The sequence below is a fragment of the Robertmurraya mesotrionivorans genome (assembly GCF_050971805.1).
Classification (GTDB): domain Bacteria; phylum Bacillota; class Bacilli; order Bacillales; family Cytobacillaceae; genus Robertmurraya_A.
In genome coordinates, this window is record NZ_JBPCCH010000008.1 from 83,046 (window position 1) to 101,407 (window position 18,362).

At 42.3% G+C, this 18,362-nt stretch carries 18 protein-coding genes; 2 read left to right on the forward strand and 16 right to left on the reverse strand.

The annotated features are described in order from the left end of the window. Positions 1-3: 3 nt before the first annotated feature. The 4 genes from ACRX5O_RS14200 to spoIIID form a co-directional block, all read right to left on the reverse strand. Positions 4-831 (reverse strand): flagellar hook-basal body protein, encoded by an 828-nt coding sequence (locus ACRX5O_RS14200; protein WP_433906552.1) that lies wholly within the window; start codon positions 829-831, stop codon positions 4-6. Positions 832-849: 18 nt separating this feature from the next. After that, on the reverse strand, positions 850-1,689 hold the full coding sequence (locus ACRX5O_RS14205) for a flagellar hook-basal body protein (RefSeq protein WP_433906553.1): 840 nt from the start codon (positions 1,687-1,689) through the stop codon (positions 850-852). Positions 1,690-2,061: 372 nt separating this feature from the next. After that, positions 2,062-3,063 (reverse strand): rod shape-determining protein, encoded by a 1,002-nt coding sequence (locus ACRX5O_RS14210; RefSeq protein ID WP_433906650.1) that lies wholly within the window; start codon positions 3,061-3,063, stop codon positions 2,062-2,064. Positions 3,064-3,397: 334 nt separating this feature from the next. Beyond that, on the reverse strand, positions 3,398-3,670 hold the full coding sequence (gene spoIIID / locus ACRX5O_RS14215; protein ID WP_119710225.1) for a sporulation transcriptional regulator SpoIIID: 273 nt from the start codon (positions 3,668-3,670) through the stop codon (positions 3,398-3,400). Positions 3,671-4,332: 662 nt separating this feature from the next. Between spoIIID and ACRX5O_RS14220 the strand changes: the two genes are divergently transcribed. Then, a complete protein-coding gene (locus ACRX5O_RS14220) occupies positions 4,333-5,169 on the forward strand; it encodes a LysM peptidoglycan-binding domain-containing protein (protein ID WP_433906554.1) in 837 nt (278 codons plus the stop codon). A 30-nt stretch (positions 5,170-5,199) separates the two neighbouring features. Here the strand turns inward: ACRX5O_RS14220 and ACRX5O_RS14225 are convergent, their stop codons facing one another. The 8 genes from ACRX5O_RS14225 to spoIIQ all read right to left on the reverse strand — a co-directional run bounded on the left by ACRX5O_RS14225 (position 5,200) and on the right by spoIIQ (position 14,056). Further along, positions 5,200-5,865 (reverse strand): 3'-5' exonuclease, encoded by a 666-nt coding sequence (locus ACRX5O_RS14225; RefSeq protein ID WP_433906555.1) that lies wholly within the window; start codon positions 5,863-5,865, stop codon positions 5,200-5,202. 13 nt (positions 5,866-5,878) lie between these two features. Next, complete coding sequence (locus ACRX5O_RS14230) at positions 5,879-7,762, reverse strand: DUF294 nucleotidyltransferase-like domain-containing protein (protein ID WP_433906556.1); 1,884 nt, start codon at positions 7,760-7,762, stop codon at positions 5,879-5,881. Next, positions 7,743-9,410: a sodium:solute symporter family protein gene (locus ACRX5O_RS14235; RefSeq protein WP_433906557.1), complete on the reverse strand. Its 1,668-nt coding sequence runs from the start codon at positions 9,408-9,410 to the stop codon at positions 7,743-7,745. Before ACRX5O_RS14235 ends, ACRX5O_RS14230 begins: the two co-directional genes overlap by 20 nt. 72 nt (positions 9,411-9,482) lie before the next feature. After that, positions 9,483-9,785 (reverse strand): DUF4212 domain-containing protein, encoded by a 303-nt coding sequence (locus ACRX5O_RS14240; protein WP_251520620.1) that lies wholly within the window; start codon positions 9,783-9,785, stop codon positions 9,483-9,485. A gap of 140 nt (positions 9,786-9,925) precedes the next feature. After that, a complete protein-coding gene (locus ACRX5O_RS14245) occupies positions 9,926-10,105 on the reverse strand; it encodes a hypothetical protein (protein WP_430774511.1) in 180 nt (59 codons plus the stop codon). Between the two features lie 298 nt (positions 10,106-10,403). Continuing rightward, positions 10,404-11,012, reverse strand: coding sequence for a pyroglutamyl-peptidase I (locus ACRX5O_RS14250; protein WP_433906558.1), 609 nt, complete (start codon positions 11,010-11,012; stop codon positions 10,404-10,406). 14 nt (positions 11,013-11,026) lie between these two features. Beyond that, positions 11,027-12,634, reverse strand: a complete 1,608-nt coding sequence (locus tag ACRX5O_RS14255; RefSeq protein WP_433906559.1) for a gamma-glutamyltransferase family protein — start codon at positions 12,632-12,634, stop codon at positions 11,027-11,029. A 516-nt stretch (positions 12,635-13,150) separates the two neighbouring features. Continuing rightward, positions 13,151-14,056 (reverse strand): stage II sporulation protein SpoIIQ, encoded by a 906-nt coding sequence (gene spoIIQ / locus ACRX5O_RS14260; RefSeq protein WP_433906560.1) that lies wholly within the window; start codon positions 14,054-14,056, stop codon positions 13,151-13,153. Positions 14,057-14,179: 123 nt separating this feature from the next. Here spoIIQ and ACRX5O_RS14265 point away from each other — a divergent pair, with 123 nt between their 5' ends. Beyond that, a complete protein-coding gene (locus ACRX5O_RS14265; protein ID WP_433906561.1) occupies positions 14,180-14,554 on the forward strand; it encodes a VanZ family protein in 375 nt (124 codons plus the stop codon). Between the two features lie 20 nt (positions 14,555-14,574). On the opposite strand, the gene spoIID is transcribed toward ACRX5O_RS14265, so the two are convergent. The 4 genes from spoIID to ACRX5O_RS14285 all read right to left on the reverse strand — a co-directional run bounded on the left by spoIID (position 14,575) and on the right by ACRX5O_RS14285 (position 18,318). Next, positions 14,575-15,594 carry a stage II sporulation protein D gene (spoIID, locus tag ACRX5O_RS14270; protein ID WP_433906562.1) on the reverse strand — a complete coding sequence of 340 codons (1,020 nt, stop codon included), beginning with the start codon at positions 15,592-15,594 and terminating at the stop codon, positions 14,575-14,577. A gap of 227 nt (positions 15,595-15,821) precedes the next feature. Continuing rightward, on the reverse strand, positions 15,822-17,129 hold the full coding sequence (gene murA / locus ACRX5O_RS14275) for a UDP-N-acetylglucosamine 1-carboxyvinyltransferase (protein ID WP_433906563.1): 1,308 nt from the start codon (positions 17,127-17,129) through the stop codon (positions 15,822-15,824). 32 nt (positions 17,130-17,161) lie between these two features. Then, entirely contained in the window at positions 17,162-17,908 is a 747-nt protein-coding gene (locus ACRX5O_RS14280; RefSeq protein WP_433906564.1) for a YwmB family TATA-box binding protein, read from the reverse strand. 164 nt (positions 17,909-18,072) lie between these two features. Continuing rightward, entirely contained in the window at positions 18,073-18,318 is a 246-nt protein-coding gene (locus ACRX5O_RS14285; RefSeq protein WP_251520597.1) for a DUF1146 family protein, read from the reverse strand. Positions 18,319-18,362: the final 44 nt, after the last annotated feature.

Sequence of the window (18,362 nt, forward strand, 5' to 3'; positions counted from 1 at the left end):
CTTTTAACGAATTCCGTTCACAAGTCCCATCATCTGATCCGCAAGTGTCACGGAGCGAGATTGAAATTGGTATGCACGCTGAACATTGATTAGCTCAGTCATTTCTTTTGAAAGGTCCACATTCGATTGTTCAAGAGCTCCCTGTTGAAGGCTGATTTCTGCTCTTAGCCCTCCATTTAGCTCTGTTAATACTTCATCTTCAGCAACATTTGCTGGAAGACCAAGTAAGTTTCCTCCACGTTGCTCTAAGAATTGTGGCTTATTCACACGAACCACTCCAAGGTTAAACACTTCTGTCGCACCTGCCGTTTTCGTTACCGTTAACTGGCCATTTGCATTGATGTTATAATCCTTGGCTTCACCATTTATTGTAATCGGATTATTGTTTTCGTCAAGTACTGGCAATCCATCGCCATTAACAAGCATCACTTCTGTATCGGAAAGAGGCGATAAATAAAGCGCACCATTTCTCGTATACTGAACTTCATTTACCCCATTTGTTTGAACAAGTACTTTAAAAAGTTGTCCTTCTTTTGTAAAAGCCGTATCAAGTGAACGACCGGTTTGCTTAAGGGCTCCCTGATTCATGATTAGTTGAGCTTGTCCAAGCTTTGCCCCTGTTCCTTGGCGGATTCCATTTGGAGTAAGTCGGTTCACTTCTTTATTCGCACGCTCTTGGTTGTTAAACTCTTGAACCAATAGATCAGTGAAAGTAGCTTCTCTTCTTTTATAGCCATTTGTATCTACGTTTGCCATATTATTAGAGATAATATCCATTTGCTTTTGAAGCTGGGATAATGTGTTAGTTGCTGTAATCATCGTACGATTCATGAATTAGTGCCTCCTTCCTTATCCAATTCTTCCGATTTCATTGGCTGCTTTATCCATGCTCTTATCATACGCTTGAAGCACCTTTTGGTTGGCTTCGAAGGCACGATACGCCGTTAGCATATCTGTCATCGTGCGGCTCACATCGACGTTTGATCGCTCTAAATACCCTTGCTGCAGTTTAAACTGAATGCCTGCTTCGTTAAAGGCATTGGCAAGTGGATTGCCATCCTCTGTACGATATAATCCGTCGCCCTCTTTAATCATACGCTGTGGATTTGCGGCAAATCCTACACCTAGGCGGGCTGTTTCTCCATTTGCACCGGTGATAAGGCCATCTTCACTAACCGTGAACTGATCGCTTGAGAGCTGGATTGGCTCGCCTTGATCATTAAGGACCATATTCCCGCTAGATGTTGTCAAAAACCCTTGACCATCTAATGTAAAGTCACCATTACGAGTATACTTTACCGTACCATCTGCACCTTGTACGCTATAAAAAACCGAACCTGCTAGGCCATTTTGCGCATTTGGTGGCATATACAAATCAACTAGTGCAATATCCGTACGTTGCTCTGTTGCTTGCAAATCTCCTTGAATGAACTTCGGAATCGCTTCCTGCATATATACGCCCGTGTTAATCGCACCAATCGTTGTTCCGGTCGTAAGGTTCAACCCTTTTTCAGTCGGAATGGATAGCGAATCATAACGTTTTAACAGCATCTCAGGAAATGCACGCATCGACGCCTGATCCGCCTTAAATCCCGGAGTATTCGCATTTGCCATATTATTAGTGAACATCTCTGTTCTTCTCTGTTGGGAGATCATACCTGACGCAGCCGTATAAAACCCTCTAAACATCCTGTCACCTCTTCATTTTCAACTATCTATATGAATATCAAAAATAATTAAAACCACACTTAGTATCTATTATAAAAAAAAATGTCGAAAAGCACATTATGTTTTTTCAGGAAATTTGGAACGGGTAATATTTCCCGGTATCCCCCACGGTGACAGACACCACAAAAAGACAAATCGACCCCTTTTGTCCACGGAGGGTGTCTGTCACCACAGAAATACAGATCGGCCCTTTTTGTCCGTCTGAAGTGGACACTCGTTGAACTGTCCGCCTGAGGTGGAAAAAATGTCTGTTTTGTCCACGAAGGGTGACAGACACCCGAAGTAGTGGTCATAGGAAAGGCACTTCCGGACGGAAGTGCCTTATGTTTGGTTTTAGCCTAGTCTTCTTCGTGGTAGACGGTCGATGTTATCAAGCATGATACCTGTTCCGATTGCTACGCAGTCCATTGGGTTTTCTGCTACTAATACAGGAACCTTCAGCTCTTCGGAAAGAAGCATGTCGATGCCGTGTAGTAGTGCTCCTCCACCTGTTAAAATCACTCCACGATCAATGATGTCCGCAGATAATTCTGGTGGTGTTCTCTCAAGAACAGACTTCGCAGCTTGTACAATGACAGCCACTGATTCGCGAAGTGCTCCTTCGACTTCTTCTGAACGAACCGTAATCGTGCGTGGAAGTCCTGACACCATGTCACGCCCACGAATTTCCATTTCCTCTGAACGAGAACCTGGGAAAACTGTCCCGATATTAATTTTGATATTCTCTGCCGTACGCTCACCGATCAATAATTTGTATTGACGCTTAATGTAATGAAGAATTTCGTTATCGAACTTATCTCCAGCCATCTTAATGGAAGAAGAAGTAACGATATCACCCATAGAAAGAACAGCAACATCCGTTGTTCCGCCCCCGATATCAACAACCATATTTCCGCTTGGCATGAAAATGTCCATCCCTGCTCCAATAGCTGCTACCTTTGGCTCCTCTTCTAGGTATACCTTCTTTCCACCGCTCTTCTCAGCCGCTTCTTTAATCGCCTTTTGCTCAACGCTTGTAATGTTTGTTGGGCAACAAATCAAAATGCGTGGCTTAGAAAGGAAGCCTTTTACATTTAACTTATTAATAAAGTGCTTAAGCATCGCTTCTGTTACGTCGAAGTCAGCGATTACTCCATCCTTAAGCGGGCGAATCGCAACGATATTCCCTGGTGTACGTCCAACCATCTTTCTCGCTTCTTCACCAACCGCAAGCACACGATTCGTATTCTTATCTATAGCCACAACAGATGGTTCATTTAACACAATGCCGCGGCCTTTCACATGGATCAGTACGTTAGCTGTTCCTAAATCGATTCCAATATCTCTCGCAAACATCCTTTTCATTTCCTCCTTGAAAGGTAACAATCGTATTCGTGCTCTTCTCATATATATCATGGGTTAAATTCTTATCAAAAACTCGGTGTGTAGGAAAAGAGACTTACCTATTACGAACCTAATGTCTCTAATAGAATATTTTATCACAAATAGGTAAATTACAATAATAATTTGTCAAAAAGTCGGAAAAAATGTCAAATAAACTTTGAAATGCGAAAGTTCATCAGCTTTTTCTATGTAAAACAAGGCCAATACCCGTATTTTCAGAACCTGTCCCCCGAGCATCCCAAACAAAATAAAAACCCTCCATACATATCATGGAAGGTTTTAAAAATCACTGAACAGGCTCGCCTTCTAGTTCTTCTTTCTTATACTTCATTTTTGTCGCTTCTCCCCCACGTAAATGGCGGATCGATTTATGGTAATCTAATATGTCCTTCACTTCGTTTGCCAGTTCTGGGTTTATCTCGGGTAGTCTTTCGGTTAGATCTTTATGGACTGTACTTTTGGACACGCCAAACTCCTTCGCGATTACGCGAACTGTTTTTCTCGTCTCCACGATATACTTTCCAATCTTGATAGTTCTCTCTTTGATGTAATCGTGCACACCACTCGCCCTCCCTAAATTGGATGTGAGAAGTGTGAAATGAGACCCGCTTCCGCTTCGTTGGTGTATTGTTACCCGCACAACATCCATTATTATTTTCAAAAAACAATTTCTTCTGAGCATTGTGTGCGGCAGAAAGTGTGACACTTTCTAAACGTTACAAGGAATAAACATGTATGGAACTAAATCTCGCGCATTTGCAAACGACTCCTCACCTCATACACTCTCTTTGTAGGTTTGTAACCATTTTATTAGCTTGGTTGAGAATATATGCACGAAAAACTCAATAGGGACAAGGCTTATTGAAAATTTTTTGAAAAATTGGACAAAAACAACCTATCCTCTCACATTTTTTTCGTAATAAATGTTACAAAATCGTCAAAAACAAGTAAAAAGGACCATTCGATATAAAGGACAAGCTACCTATCATTTACCGGTCGTTTTGACCCTGTTGCCGCAAATTATGGAAATACAATCCAAAAGCGTAGGTCGTATTATGCCAAAAACTCTCATAGTTTGTTGAAAAATAGGCGAAAGGTTTGAAGAACTCTGTCGAAATTTTAGAGAGGTTATCCCTATTGTCTACCCAGGGACATATTACGTAGAATGAGGTGAATTTATACATAAATATTGGTTTTATTACTACATTTTGGGGAGATATTATGGACTATTCAAGAAAAGCAAGGATTCAAAACGAAAGAAAAGCTGCTTCAAAGGCAAACCGTCGTAAACTTGCTGGTGTGACCATGATGGCAGCGATTACAGCTTCATCCTTATTTGGATCTGGTATGAAGTCAGCAAAAGCAGAAACAGAAGCAGGCTTCTACACCGTCCAAAGGGGTGATACCCTAACACGTATTGCAAAACAATACAATGTAAGCGTAAACGAATTGATGAAGGAAAATAAGCTTGCTTCCGACAGGATTTATATCGGACAAAAGCTTGAGGTTCCAACACATCTTGGGGAAGAAGAGGACTACGAGGAGATTTCCGTTCAATCACACAAAGTGGTTTCTGGAGATACGTTATATCGAATTTCCATCAAATACGGAACAACGATTTCAGAACTAAAAAAAGCAAACAGACTATCATCCGATACAATTAAAATCGGACAAACGTTACACATTCCATCTAAGGAAAAGGAAATATCACAAAAAGTTAAGCAGCTTGCGAAGTTTTATACCGTTGCCCCTGGGGATACAATCTATGGGTTAGCAAAGCGCTTTGGTACATCCATTGATGTGTTAAAAGGACAAAATGGACTAAATACAGAAATGATTATCATCGGGCAAAAATTACTGATTACCGATACACCAGTTACCACAAGAGCCAAAGTGGTTGGTGCCATTGACAAGTTTACCGTCGAGTTCCAAACAGCCACAGGAACACTTCCCTTAAAAGTGTCCTACGGAACGGCAGAGGCTTATCAAAAGCTTTCAGGTAAAGAGTACATTCTTTCTTATAAAAATGGTGCGTTAGTATCCCTACAACCAGAATAACATAAAGAGCATGGGGTTTTCCCCATGCTCTTACAGCTGTAAGAACCGAGCTTGACTCTCTGTTGCCTTCACCAGCTCCCCCCACGTATGATAGCCGCGATCACGAAATTGCTGGATAAGCTCCACAAATAAATACGCCGTTGTCTTTGCATCACCTACCGCGTTATGCCGCTCATAAATTCTTGTTCCAAACGCACGCGCGTATCGCTCGAGGTCGCGCATATCATAGGACGGAGCGAGAAACCCAATCAGATCAAGTGTATCAATCGTAAAAGTCCCCTTTAGCCCCATTTTTTCTCGCTTCAATTCATTTTTCAACACAAGCGTATCAAAGCTTACATAATGCCCGACTAGACTCACGGTCTCCTGCTCTCTCACATACGAAAAGAAATCAGAAATCGCCTCAAATGCATATCGTGCACCAGCCACTTGCTCATTAGAAATAGACGTCAATTCCGTTATTTCCCGAGAAATTTGTCGAGATGGATTCACATAGGTTTGAAAGCTAGAAGCCTCACAAACCTTAAAACCCTCTACTAAAACAGCCCCAATTTCTATCAATCTGTCTGATGTAGCTATTTCGAACCCTGTCGTTTCCGTGTCAAAAACGACAAATTTCAGCTCATCTAGTGGAGTGGATAACGGTATTTCCTGATATAGAAGCGGGCAGGTGATTGATTTGCGTAAAAAGAACATCTCTTCCCTCCTTCTATACAGTAAAATTAGCAAACACTTGGCTTTGCAACTCTTTTAATGATCTTAAACTAAGAATAAGCTCTTCTTTTTCACGGGTTGATAGTCTAGCAAACTCAATATGGGACTTTCCTTGCTGCTGCCAGCGCTGAGTCACATACAGGCGCAGTACCTCTTCTGCCGCCTGCTTCAAATCGGTGGCAAACGCTTCCGAAAGCACCCCTTTCTCTTTTAAAAAGGAAATCTTGTCAACGGACGTCCCAGACATTCCTCCATGTAAAAGAGTGAGAATTTGCAAGCTATGATGATAAGGAAATAACACTTCCTTTTTCATATCAAGCTGCTTTCGCTCTAGCTTAAATAAAGACCGTATCGGTTGATCAAGAGTCGGAATCACATGCTCTCTCTCCACTTGAGACAGTCGATACAGAAAAATCTTGGAGCGTTGTAATAACTCTCGTATTCCCTCTTCAAATCTCTCATTCAACGGGTGTGATCCTGTTAAAAAACGATACGAAAAGAAGTTTTGCGCTAGTAGGAGATGGTTATTCGTCGCTTGAAGCATCCAGCCTCTGACTCTTTCCTGCCACACTTCGATTGTCCCCCGCCAGTTCCCCTCACTACACATCATCAATCCAAGGCAACGGGCATATCCTGCTTTTTCAAGCATGTTTGTAATCTCCCTACCTAATCTTGTAAAATACTCCTTCTCTTCCGCCTTCTCGTAAACAAGAAAATGATCCTGATCCGTGAGCAAAAACTGCTCTCCTCGGCCCGCACTTCCCATTTGATAAAGAGCGAAGTGACAGGGAGCCTCTTCCTCTAGTGCCTCTATGGAAAGCTCCACCGCTCTCTTTACTAGTCGATCGTACAGCTGAGTCACAATCTCTAACGTTTTTAACATAGGAATCTTGTCTTTAATAAGCGTTTCAAGTATGTCATAAATCGCCTTTTCCACATGAACAATCGTCTCTTCTGTGCATTGCTCGATCTTTTGAATCGTCTTCATCACATTTTCGTTCTTTTTCCGTAATAAGTCCGATAACGTAACCACTCCGAGGAGTTTTTCACCTTCTATGACTGGCAAATGCTTGATTCCTTTTAACAGTGTTAAAGATAACGCATCATAATAATAGGAGAAACGTGAGATGGTAACCGGATCGGGTGTCATGACATCTCCTGCAACACAATCCAAAGATCGTCCTGCCGCAATCACCCGTTCGACCAAATCTCGTTCTGTGATAATTCCTTTAAGCCTCCCTTTTTCTGTTACAAGCACAGAGCTTGTGCGCTCTTTATGCATCAGAAGAGCTGCCTCTTGAACCGTTGTTGTCGGGGAAACACTCACCACTTGTTCCGTCATCAAATCTTGAACGCGCAGCATGAACGCATCTCTTTCCCCAAAATCACGCGCTAGCTGAACCTGCTCCGCTAACGAGGCATAAATATCCTTAAGCCGCACACTCACCTGAGCTAATAAATAATCATGAACATTCGGGTCATCCCATCGCTTGGTAATGACAGTAAAAGGGATATAAAGGGCTTTGCACGACTCGACCGCTCGAACCTCCACTTGAGTAGCTGCCTCTTTGCCTGGTTTGGAGACACCTAGGAAATCAGCCAAGCTCGAAAAGCCAATCAACTCCCCTTTTTGAACAATCTCTAACACTTCCTCCTGCGTCCCGTGCTCATTTTTTATATACACTTCTGCAATCCCTGATAGGATGAGGAGTAAGCCGTCACGCTGAGCCTCTTTTTTCAGCATTGTTTCTTGCTTTTCATACATTCGAAGCTCGCAAAGCTCGATAAGGGAAAGGGCCGTACGGACATCCACCCCTTGAAAAAAGGGGTGAAACCGTACAGCCTCTAAAATGGTTTCATTATAGTTGTTTTGTTCCATCGTTCATCCAAACCTCGCCATTCTTATACACCATCTGCTCTGGATAGCGTAAGTCAATAACTTCCTCCTGGATTTTCTGAGATGGAGCTTCAGTTGATAGAGAAACAATAATATTAGTAAGGAACGCTGCTGCAGCTCCAAACACTCCCGCTCCCGTATCAATAATGCCTAAAATCGTAAATCCGCCGTATTTGGCGGCAAAAATATACGTTAAGGTCACCCCTAGTCCGACTAATAGACCAGCAATAACACCTTTAGCATTCGAACGCTTCCACCAAACACCCAGAACAAGTGCTGGGAAGAACGTTCCTGTTGCAAGCGCAAACGCCCAAGCCACAATTTGTGTGATGGCTCCTGGTGGGTTAAGCGCGATAAGCCCTGCAAATAAAGTCGCAATAACGATCGACCAGCGAGCAACAGATAGACGTTTCTTTTCTGTTGAATTTGGCTTTAACACACGATAGTAAATATCATGTGCAAAGGAAGAGGAGATTGCAATCATCAATCCACCTGCCGTTGATAAAGCCGCTGCCATCGCACCAGCAGCTACCAAACCGATTACGAATACACCTAGGTTGGCAATTTCAGGTGTCGCCATTACAACGATATCGTTAGAAATTACTAGCTCACTCCACTGAAGAATGCCATCCCCATTGCCATCAGCTACTTGAAGCTTTCCAGTGTCCACCCATGTTTTTGTCCAAGCCGGAAGCTCAGAAATTTTACTACCAGCCACTTTTGTCATTAAAATAAAGCGTGAAAACGCCGCATAAGCTGGTGCGGATAAGTATAATAATCCGATGAAAAGCAGTGCCCAAGCTCCTGACCAACGAGCCGCTTTCATCGTTGATACCGTATAGAAACGAACGATTACGTGTGGAAGACCAGCCGTCCCAGCCATGAGCGTAAACATAAGAGCAAGGAACTGCCACTTCGTTCCGTTTGTAAACGGTGCAAAGTATTCTGATATGCCAAGCTCCCGGTCAAGTTCACCCATTTTTCCAACAAGCTCCCCGTATGATAGCCATGGCATTGGGTTGCCTGTAATTTGCAAGCTCATAAAAATAACTGGAATCAAGTAGGCAATAATCAAAATAATATACTGAGCTACCTGCGTCCATGTAATCCCTTTCATTCCTCCGAACGCCGCATAGAATGCAATTAACACAACCCCGATCATCGTTCCAAGCTTCGCATCGATTTCAAACAGTCGTCCGATAACTACCCCAGAACCTGACAGCTGACCGATCGAGTACGTAAAAGAAATAATGATCGTAATGACAGCCGCAATGACACGAGCCGTATGGCTGTCAAAGCGGTCACCGATAAATTCAGGAACCGTGTAGCGACCGTACTTACGAAGCTGAGGAGCAAGTAAGAACGTAAGCAATAAGTATCCGCCCGTCCAGCCCATGATATAAGCAAGACCGTCGTATCCGAGTAGCATAATCGTACCCGCCATACCAATGAATGAAGCCGCACTCATCCAGTCCGCCCCGATGGCCATTCCGTTAAAAATAGGCGGTACACCGCGTCCGGCTACATAGAAATCAGATGTTGCCTTCGCCTTGTTATAAATGGCAATCCCGATATACAGGGCAAACGTCGCTAAAATGATCGTTAATGAGACCAAGAATTGTGTATCCAAATGTATTCCCCCCTATTGATTGATTTCCCCTTGTTTCTTCTTTTTCTATTTGAGACCCCCGAGCATTCCCCTTTAATGCTCGAACACTTTTCCAGAACTGATTTGTTCATTTTTGCTCTCATCAATTCCGTATTTTTTGTCCACATTGTCACTAAGCTTTGCATTTACAAAAAGTAAAATGATAAACGTGATCACTGCCCCTTGAGCTCCCATGAAATAATGGAGTGGAAATCCATTAATGGAATACTGACTTAATGGCTCAGCAAAAAAGACCACTCCAAAAGAAACGAGAAACCAGACGATAAAATAAATAATAATATTGCGAGTTCTTTCGCGGAAATAACTATCTGCTACCTCTTTATCAATTTTCTTCACACTTACACCCCCATGAAAAATGATGTTCCTGTGCGTGTCTAGATGAACAGCTTTTTTTGTAAAACCGATCCTCCTTTCTTTTCGAAAAATGTATATGAACTTTTACTCGCCACTTATGCAAGAAAAAGTCATCAACCGTATTAGCTTAAGCTGAAAATAAATTTGATGGTATCAATGAATGGCATGGGAACTAGGATGATTTGTACGATGAAGTAAACAAAAATGGATAGGAATGGAATCACTAAGAAGAAGGGTCTTTTCTTTTTAAATGCAAAAAACAAACAAACGACTGAGATGAGAAGTAAGCCAAAAAAGATCATTTCTTGCCTCCTTTTATGTGAAAGCGTTAACAATTTTTAATTTTCTGAAATTTTAAGAAAATTCAATATTTATTATCTACATAAACTGTCTCTTGGTCAAGTAAGACTAGCCATTAAATTTTCATAGGGCTTGTCGAAATTTGAAGATGGGACTTTGAAATTCAGCATTACCAATACTTTCCTAATGAAACATCCGTCGAAAACTTTTTTATTTCAAGGAGTTTATCCTTATAGTTAACACTATGTTGAAATTAGATATCCCATCCTGAATTGTAACACGAAAAAAGCATGTGAAACCTCACATGCTCAGTGCCTTAATCATAATTTTAACTGCTTCAAGCAAGTCTCTTGAGGACCAGCTTGGCATTGCCTTTTTCTCATCGATCACAAGCTCGTGGGATGCTGGAACGTGTACAAAGCCAGCTGGAATGTCCACCTGCTTCTCCTTTAGCTCATGCAAAACGATGTACATCACATTGTTGCACAAATACGTACCCGCACTGTTGGAGATCCTAGCAGGATATCCTTTCTCATTAAGGGCATCCACTAGTATCCGAATAGGAAGAGTAGAAAAATAGCCGTCCGCTCCATTTTCAACGATCTTAGAATCTACTAAAGCTCGCCCGCTATTATCCGCTGCGCCATCGCGACAATTAATCGCAATCCGCTCTGGTGTCATTTCCGTCCGTCCAGCAGCAAGGCCGAGCGACAGTACCGCATCAGGGGAAAACTCACGAACCGCTTCCAATATAGCCACTGGGGCTTTTTCAAAATCTACTGGCAAAAGTACTCCCTTCACCTCGTATTCACCAATTTGTGCTCCATCGAGTCTTAACACCAATTCCTCTGTTGGATTGATCGGATGATTTAAAAAAGGTTCAAACCCCGTTAATAATAGCTTTTTCATAGATGTGTCTCTCCCTAATAACTAGCAATGCTACCGTCCGTACGCTTCTCCGTACCTCCTGTTAGCACGCCTGTCTCTGGATTACGAACAATCACCTGACCACGACCAAATCTGCCAAAATCATGAGCAACGACCATCTCATGGCCTTTTCTCACTAGCCCCTGAACCAGATGATTCGGGAAATCATGCTCTACTTCTATCTTCTTTCCTGATATCCATTGCCATCTAGGAGCATCCAGCGCCGCTTGTGGGTTGAGGTCAAAATCAATCATGTTCATTGCTACCTGCACATGTCCTTGAGGCTGCATATATCCACCCATCACACCAAACGGTCCGACAGCCTTTCCACCCTTTGTCATAAAACCAGGAATGATCGTGTGATACGTCTTTTTCCCAGGAGCAAGAGCATTTTCGTCTTTTTCATTCAATGAGAAATCGTGGCCGCGATTTTGCAGTCCGATTCCTGTGTTGGGAACGACGATACCAGAGCCAAAGCCCATATAGTTGCTTTGGATAAAAGAAACCATATTCCCTTCTCCATCAGCGGTAGCCAAATACACCGTTCCACCCTTTGGAAGTGTGCCTGGTTCTGGTATCTGAGCTTCATCTGTAATTTTTTCGCGCGCCTGCTGGGCAAATTCCTCCGAGAGCATATCTGCAACACTTGCCTTCATCGTTATTGGATCCGTAATATACGTTTTCCCATCTGTAAATGCCTGCTTCATCGCTTCTAATTGCAGATGCAATCCAGTTAAATCTTCACGATGCGAAAACTCGTAGCCTTTTAATATATTGAGTGCCATCAGCGCGACCAAACCCTGACCGTTCGGCGGAATTTCCCACACATCGTAGCCTCGGTAGTTTACGCTAATCGGATCCACCCACTCCGCTTGGTAGGCTGCTAAATCCTCTTTTCGTAAAAATCCTCCATGTGCCTTGGATGCAGCATCGATTTCATCTGCTAATCGGCCTCGGTAAAAGCTTTCTGCATTGGTTTCTGCGATTTCTTGAAGGGTATTTGCATGATCCTCCGACTTCCACATCTCACCGATTTGTGGTGGCTTTCCATCTGGAGCAAACACGCGGAACCATTCCTGGTATGAAGCATCATCCCCAAAGCGTTTCTGATAAATTTTATAAGCACCAGCCCAGTACTTTCCTAGCGTTGGGGATACCGGGTAACCACCACGCGCGTAAGTAATCGCTGGCTGTAATACTTCCGTTAACGGCAAACGTCCGAAGCGTTTGGAGAGCTTTGCCCACGCAGATGGAGCACCAGGTACCGTGACGGGAATCCAGCCATGCGATGGCATTTTTTCATGTCCGAGCTCTTTCACTTTTTCAATTGAAATTCCTTGCGGGGAAGGTCCGCTCCCATTTAACCCGTACAACTTATCTTTGATCCACACAAGGGCAAATGCATCACCACCGATGCCATTCGACGTTGGTTCAACAACGGTTAAGCATGCTGCTGTCGCAATCGCTGCATCCACGGCATTTCCGCCCTTTTTTAACATATCAAGACCTGCCTGTGCTGCAAGTGGCTGAGATGTCGCCACCATGCCATTTCTAGCAATCGTCGCCATTCGCTGCGAACGATACGGATAGGTAAGGTATGACAAATGAAACTCCCCCTATTAAACTTCGTCTTTCGAAATATTATACGATAGATTTTGAATTTTTCCAATAATAAGAAGTTACGCAAAAATCGGAGAAAGATGCGCATATAATGGAAAAGTTACGCAAATCTGATGGAAAGTCACGCATATATCTTAAAAGTTACGCATAAATGGGTTTCTCACATACCCCCATTAGTATATCGACTCATAAATACTTAGTTTGGCTCTAATTTTCACCTTTAGACTCCGCTTTTTCATCATTAGTCTCTTAAATCTGGCATTTAGGCTCATATAATCGAATTTGATATTCTGAAACCTACTATATTATGTGGAATACCCCCTATATAATAGGTATTTGTTCTAAATTTCTTCCTAAAAGGAGAAATGCTCGGCTTGCAACCCAAAAACCCATAACCCTTCTGGTGATAAGGCTCACAAATCAAAGATAATGGCTCAAATCTACATCTCAACATCGCCCACACAACAAAAAACCCGCACATGGCGGGTTTTCCTCATATCCTATGCATCAGAATTATCTGTGCTGTCGGTTCCTTCTTCAGTTCCAGGAGTTTCTTCTTTACCAGAATCTGTTCCTTCTTCTTCAGTAGACTTGTCCGCATCTTCTTCTTCAGCAGCTTTCTTTTCTGCTGCATCATCCGTTGCTTCCTCTTCTTCTTCTACTGCACTTGGATCATCTTTTCCGCTATTTTCCATATCAGACACATTAACATCTTTCAGTGCACTTAAAGGCTTTTGGAAGTAGTCAATTGGATTTAGAGCTACTCCATCTTTGCGAATTTCAAAGTGTACGTGAACGCCAGCTTCTTCGTTAACAAGGCTTTCACCTGCAGTTGCGATTGACTTACCTTGCTTTACTTCGTCGCCCACTTTTACTTTGATGTCACTAACTGATTGATATTGTGTTACAATTCCTTTGTCATGCTCAATTTCAATCACATTTCCAAGTAGGGAATCGTTATCAACCACTTTCGTAACTGTTCCGCTAACTGCTGCTACTACATCGAATGCTTCCCCATCTTTTTGAACAATATCAATACCCGTGTTTGGATGGTATGAATTGTCGTAGAATACTAGGGCTGCTTCTTGCTGTTCTGTTGAGCCGTTATTATCATAGAATTGCTTTTGAATTTCGACCTTGTTTGGATCCGTCACCGGCATTACAAAATTTTCCATTGTACGTGATACTTCAACAGCTGGCTCATTGAACTTCTTGTCTGTAACGTCAGTAGCCTCGTTGTTGTACCCAAACTTGTCTGAGTCTGTTGCACTGCTTTGATACCATAAAACCGCGGTTAAAATGATCGCTGCGCTTCCTAGATAAATTGCTGGGAATGCCCATCTTTTCTTTAATAAGCGCTTAACATTTGAATCTTGAGAAGATCGTTTCTTTTCTTCCTCTCTCATTTATCATCACCTCAGCAATCAGTTTGAACAATGTGAGAGAAATATATACGTTGTGACAAAAAAAATTTTTAGACTTATTTTTCGACAAAGCTTTTACAATTATTCATGATAGGAGAATGTTTTATGAAAAAAATTCTTTGGGCCCTTCCCATTGCATATATGGCGCTCATTTGGACACTATCTAGCTTTCCGGCTGACGAATTTGTCGCCCTGCCAGATTTGTCCCTCGATCGCATCATTAAAGAATCGCTACACCTGGTCGAGTTTGGAATTCTATATCTTCTCTTCGCCCTTACACTATATGGAAATGGACAGCTTACAAAAAAGACGAGCCTCATCTTTGCGGTCATCGCTTGCCTGTACGGGGCGCTAGATGAAATCCACCAGTCCTTCGTTCCATACCGCTCTGCCACATGGATTGACCTTGTAAAAGACGTCATTGGTGTCACAGTAGCTTATTATTTCGTCAACCGCTTTTATTTTTTGAAAAAGAAATAAGCTAGAGCAGTCGCTCTAGCTTATTTCTGGGCAGTAATTTTCGTGAGCAGATCGTTTGATGATACGACTTCTGCTCCTTGGTAATAGTACTTTACAATATCCACATACGATTTTCCTTCTTGCGCCATTCCATTCGCCCCGTATTGGCTCATACCAACGCCGTGGCCGTATCCCTTTGTATTAATAACGATTTGGTCGCCTTTTCGCTCCCACGTAAAGTCGGTGGATTTTAACTCCAGCTTCGTACGAATGTCTTGCCCTGTTAAAACCGTGCCACTAAAATCCACTTTGCTGACACGGTTACTGGATGTTCGTTCGACCACTTTCCCGATCGTATCACCTGAACCAACCTTTACTCCTAACAGGCGTTCAAAGTCTGCCACTGAAACGACCTTTTGTCCGTTAAATTCCTTTGAGTCCAAATCCCAAGGGCTCTCGACGCTTTTTAAATAAGGAAGAGCACCTTGCCAAACCGCTTCGGCATTTTCCGTGTAACCGTTACTTGTTGAAAAGAACGTCGCATCGATCGGGCTTCCCTCGTAAGTAAGGATCTGTCCGCTCGTTTCCTGTACAGCTTTACGGATCTTATCTATTTTCCAGGTGTAGTCCTTGCCCCAAATTTTCCGAAGCTCTTCTTCATTCTTATATACCTGGTGCTGCACCGTGTCCGTTACGAGCGCCCCGTCAGGTACCTCAAGCTTTTCCGAGCTGATCATTTGTCTTACGATATAGGTTCTTGCTGTAAGAGCTTGTGCCTTTAAAGCTTCAAGTTCAAACGTGGCTGGCATTTCTGATGCAACGACGCCTGTTACATAGTTATCCAGTTCAAGTGTCTCAACCGATTCTGATGCCGTACGATAGACAGCAACTTCTACGGCTGGACCCGTTGGTGGTGCTTCAGCTACCGTCTCTTTGGCGGTTTCCTCTCCAAGTTTACCACTTACCTTACCCTCTGAAAAAGGGAGCACGACGAGTGTAGGAATCATGAGTGTGACGACAAATAGAATGGCTGATACGATTACAAATGGTTTTAGTTTCATTGTGCTTGTGCCTCCAGTACGCATTAGGTAACAAGGAATATGTAGTCCCGTCTCCATTCATACATATGGACTTGGACAAGCAAATATGACTTTTTCTTCTTTCATGAATAAAAACATCGATGAAGCATCACAATATTCTAGGTGGTCATCATTTTATGTAATAAAAATGTAAAAAACCGCAGAGTATGGAATACTTCTACGGTTTACATTTTCGAATATATATTTATTTAAGCATTCATATCGCTAACGTATTTTTCTGCGATCGTTTCAACGACTTCTGTCACACGCTCAATATCTGCACCAATTGCTGCAAGCTTATGATGGAAGTCAACGTACCCACGATCCAAATGCTTAAGCTCTGTTACACGAGTTACGCCATCAGCAACTAATCCTGTTAAAATAAGCGCAGCAGCCGCACGTAAATCAGTTGCAGCAACCTCTGCTCCTTGCAGGTTAGATGGTCCATTCATAATAACTGAACGACCTTCAATTTTAATATCAGCATTCATACGACGGAATTCTTCCACGTGCATAAAGCGGTTTTCAAATACCGTTTCCGTAATCATACTTGTTCCTTTTGCGTGAAGAAGTAATGCCATCATTTGTGATTGCATATCTGTTGGGAATCCTGGATGTGGCATCGTCTTAATATCAACGGCTTTTAGGTTTTCTGGTCCAATGACACGTAAGCCGTCAGCCTCTTCTTCAATAATAACGCCCATCTCTTCCATTTTCGCAATAAGTGAGGTTAAATGTTCTGGAACGGCTCCTCTTACAAGCACATTTCCACCAGTAATAGCGGAAGCAACCATGAATGTTCCAGCCTCAATACGATCAGGAATAATATGATGTTCGCAACCAAATAGAACGTCTACACCTTCAATGCGAATCGTACCTGTTCCTGCTCCTCTTACTTTGGCACCCATTTTGTTAAGGAAATTAGCTAAGTCCACAATTTCTGGCTCTTTCGCACAGTTTTCCATTACTGTCGTACCATTAGCAAGAGTCGCGGCCATCATAATATTTTCAGTCGCACCGACACTTGGGAAGTCTAGATAGATTTTTGCGCCGTGTAAGCGACCTTCTGGAGCTTCGGCTTCAATAAATCCGTTTCCAACTTTCACCTTGGCACCCATAGCTTCGAAGCCTTTTAAATGCTGATCAATGGGACGTGAACCAATTGCACAGCCACCCGGCAATGCAACTCGTGCACGGCCATTTCGAGCTAGCAATGAACCCATTACTAGTACAGATGCTCTCATTTTTCTAACATATTCAAATGGTGCTTCTTCTCTTAATACTCCAGATGCATCAACCGTAACAGTGTTATCTTTAAATCCGACATTGGCATTCAAATAGCGTAACACTTCATTGATTGTATATACATCGGAGAGCGTCGGCACATCTTTAATTACGCATTTTCCATCACTTGCTAATAATGTTGCGGCGATCACAGGCAAAACTGCATTTTTAGCGCCTTCTACTTTCACTGAGCCACTAAGCCTTCTTCCGCCGCGGACGATGATTTTTTCCAAGTGTATTCCCCTCCGCGTCCATTTTCTCTATATTAATATTCAATCGTAATGATTGGTGTGCCAACTACCAGGGTAGTCTTTGCGCCCAATCCTTGCGTTCTAAGTCCTACTTGTAGATTCATTTCTTTCTGTTTGCTTGTTAAGGTTTCTGACAACATAGGCGAATACGCCGATGTGGATACAAAATTATTTTCGTCTAATGATTCGATCTCTTCTGCCTTAAACTGCGTTAGCAAACGATTAACAGTATCAGGCAAAGACGTATTCATCTTATCACTGAATTCGCCTTTTATACAAGAGAAAATTGTTGGTTTTCCTCGAAATATGTCAGAGAGCTGCAATGGTAGTTCCTTTTCAAGAAATTGTGTGGTTTGTTGCGAAAATTTCTCGTCATTCACCTCATAAATGATATACGTTTGAGGGTGCTGATTTGTGAGGGTTGTTAAAACTTGGATTTTTTCCTTTGGACCATGGTCAGTGGTGCTTATACCTGTAGCTTCCCACATATTCGCTTTAGAATTCACATTCCATGACCATTCAGGAAATTTTTTTTGCAAGTCGTTACTGAACTCCTTCACGTCCTTAAGACTGGTTAAATGATCCATTTTCTCTCTTGCATGTAGAGACCATTCAGTGATGGGAATTTGTTCCCCTTCCACGACAGAAGCAATCGTTAGTAAGTCAAGCTGTTCTTTGGCTACTATCGTTTTATTCCCAATGTTTATAATAGCAAAACCTGTTAAGCAAATGATTAATAAGACATAAGAAAGTTTTTTCATCTACAATTCCTCCCCTTACTACCATTGTTACCAGGTAGCTCAAGGTCATACTTGGGAATTGTCGTCACTTTTTGACAAGTCTTATGTAAGTTTTTGTGCAGTAACACACAAAGAGAATTTTACTTAAATTTAGCCGCTAATAAAAATGTCAGAAGACCTATATTTTACATAATCATTTGGAAGAGTAATGGTAGTTGTTGTGACCACAGTAAGTAATCCAGGAAAAAATTACTAACAGTAGAACCAATCACAATCGATAAAAATATAAACAACACTCGTGCTTGCAATACATGGTTCGCTCTTAGTAGCTTTTCGTAATTAATGGACTGTAGCGCCCACCAGGCAAGTGCAATAAAAAACAAATGCGACAAAATGCTAATCAACGCTTGATGTCCAAATTCTGCGATCATCGGTACTTCTTCTCTCCCTTGTACAATTGGTCTTTGGGCAAGCC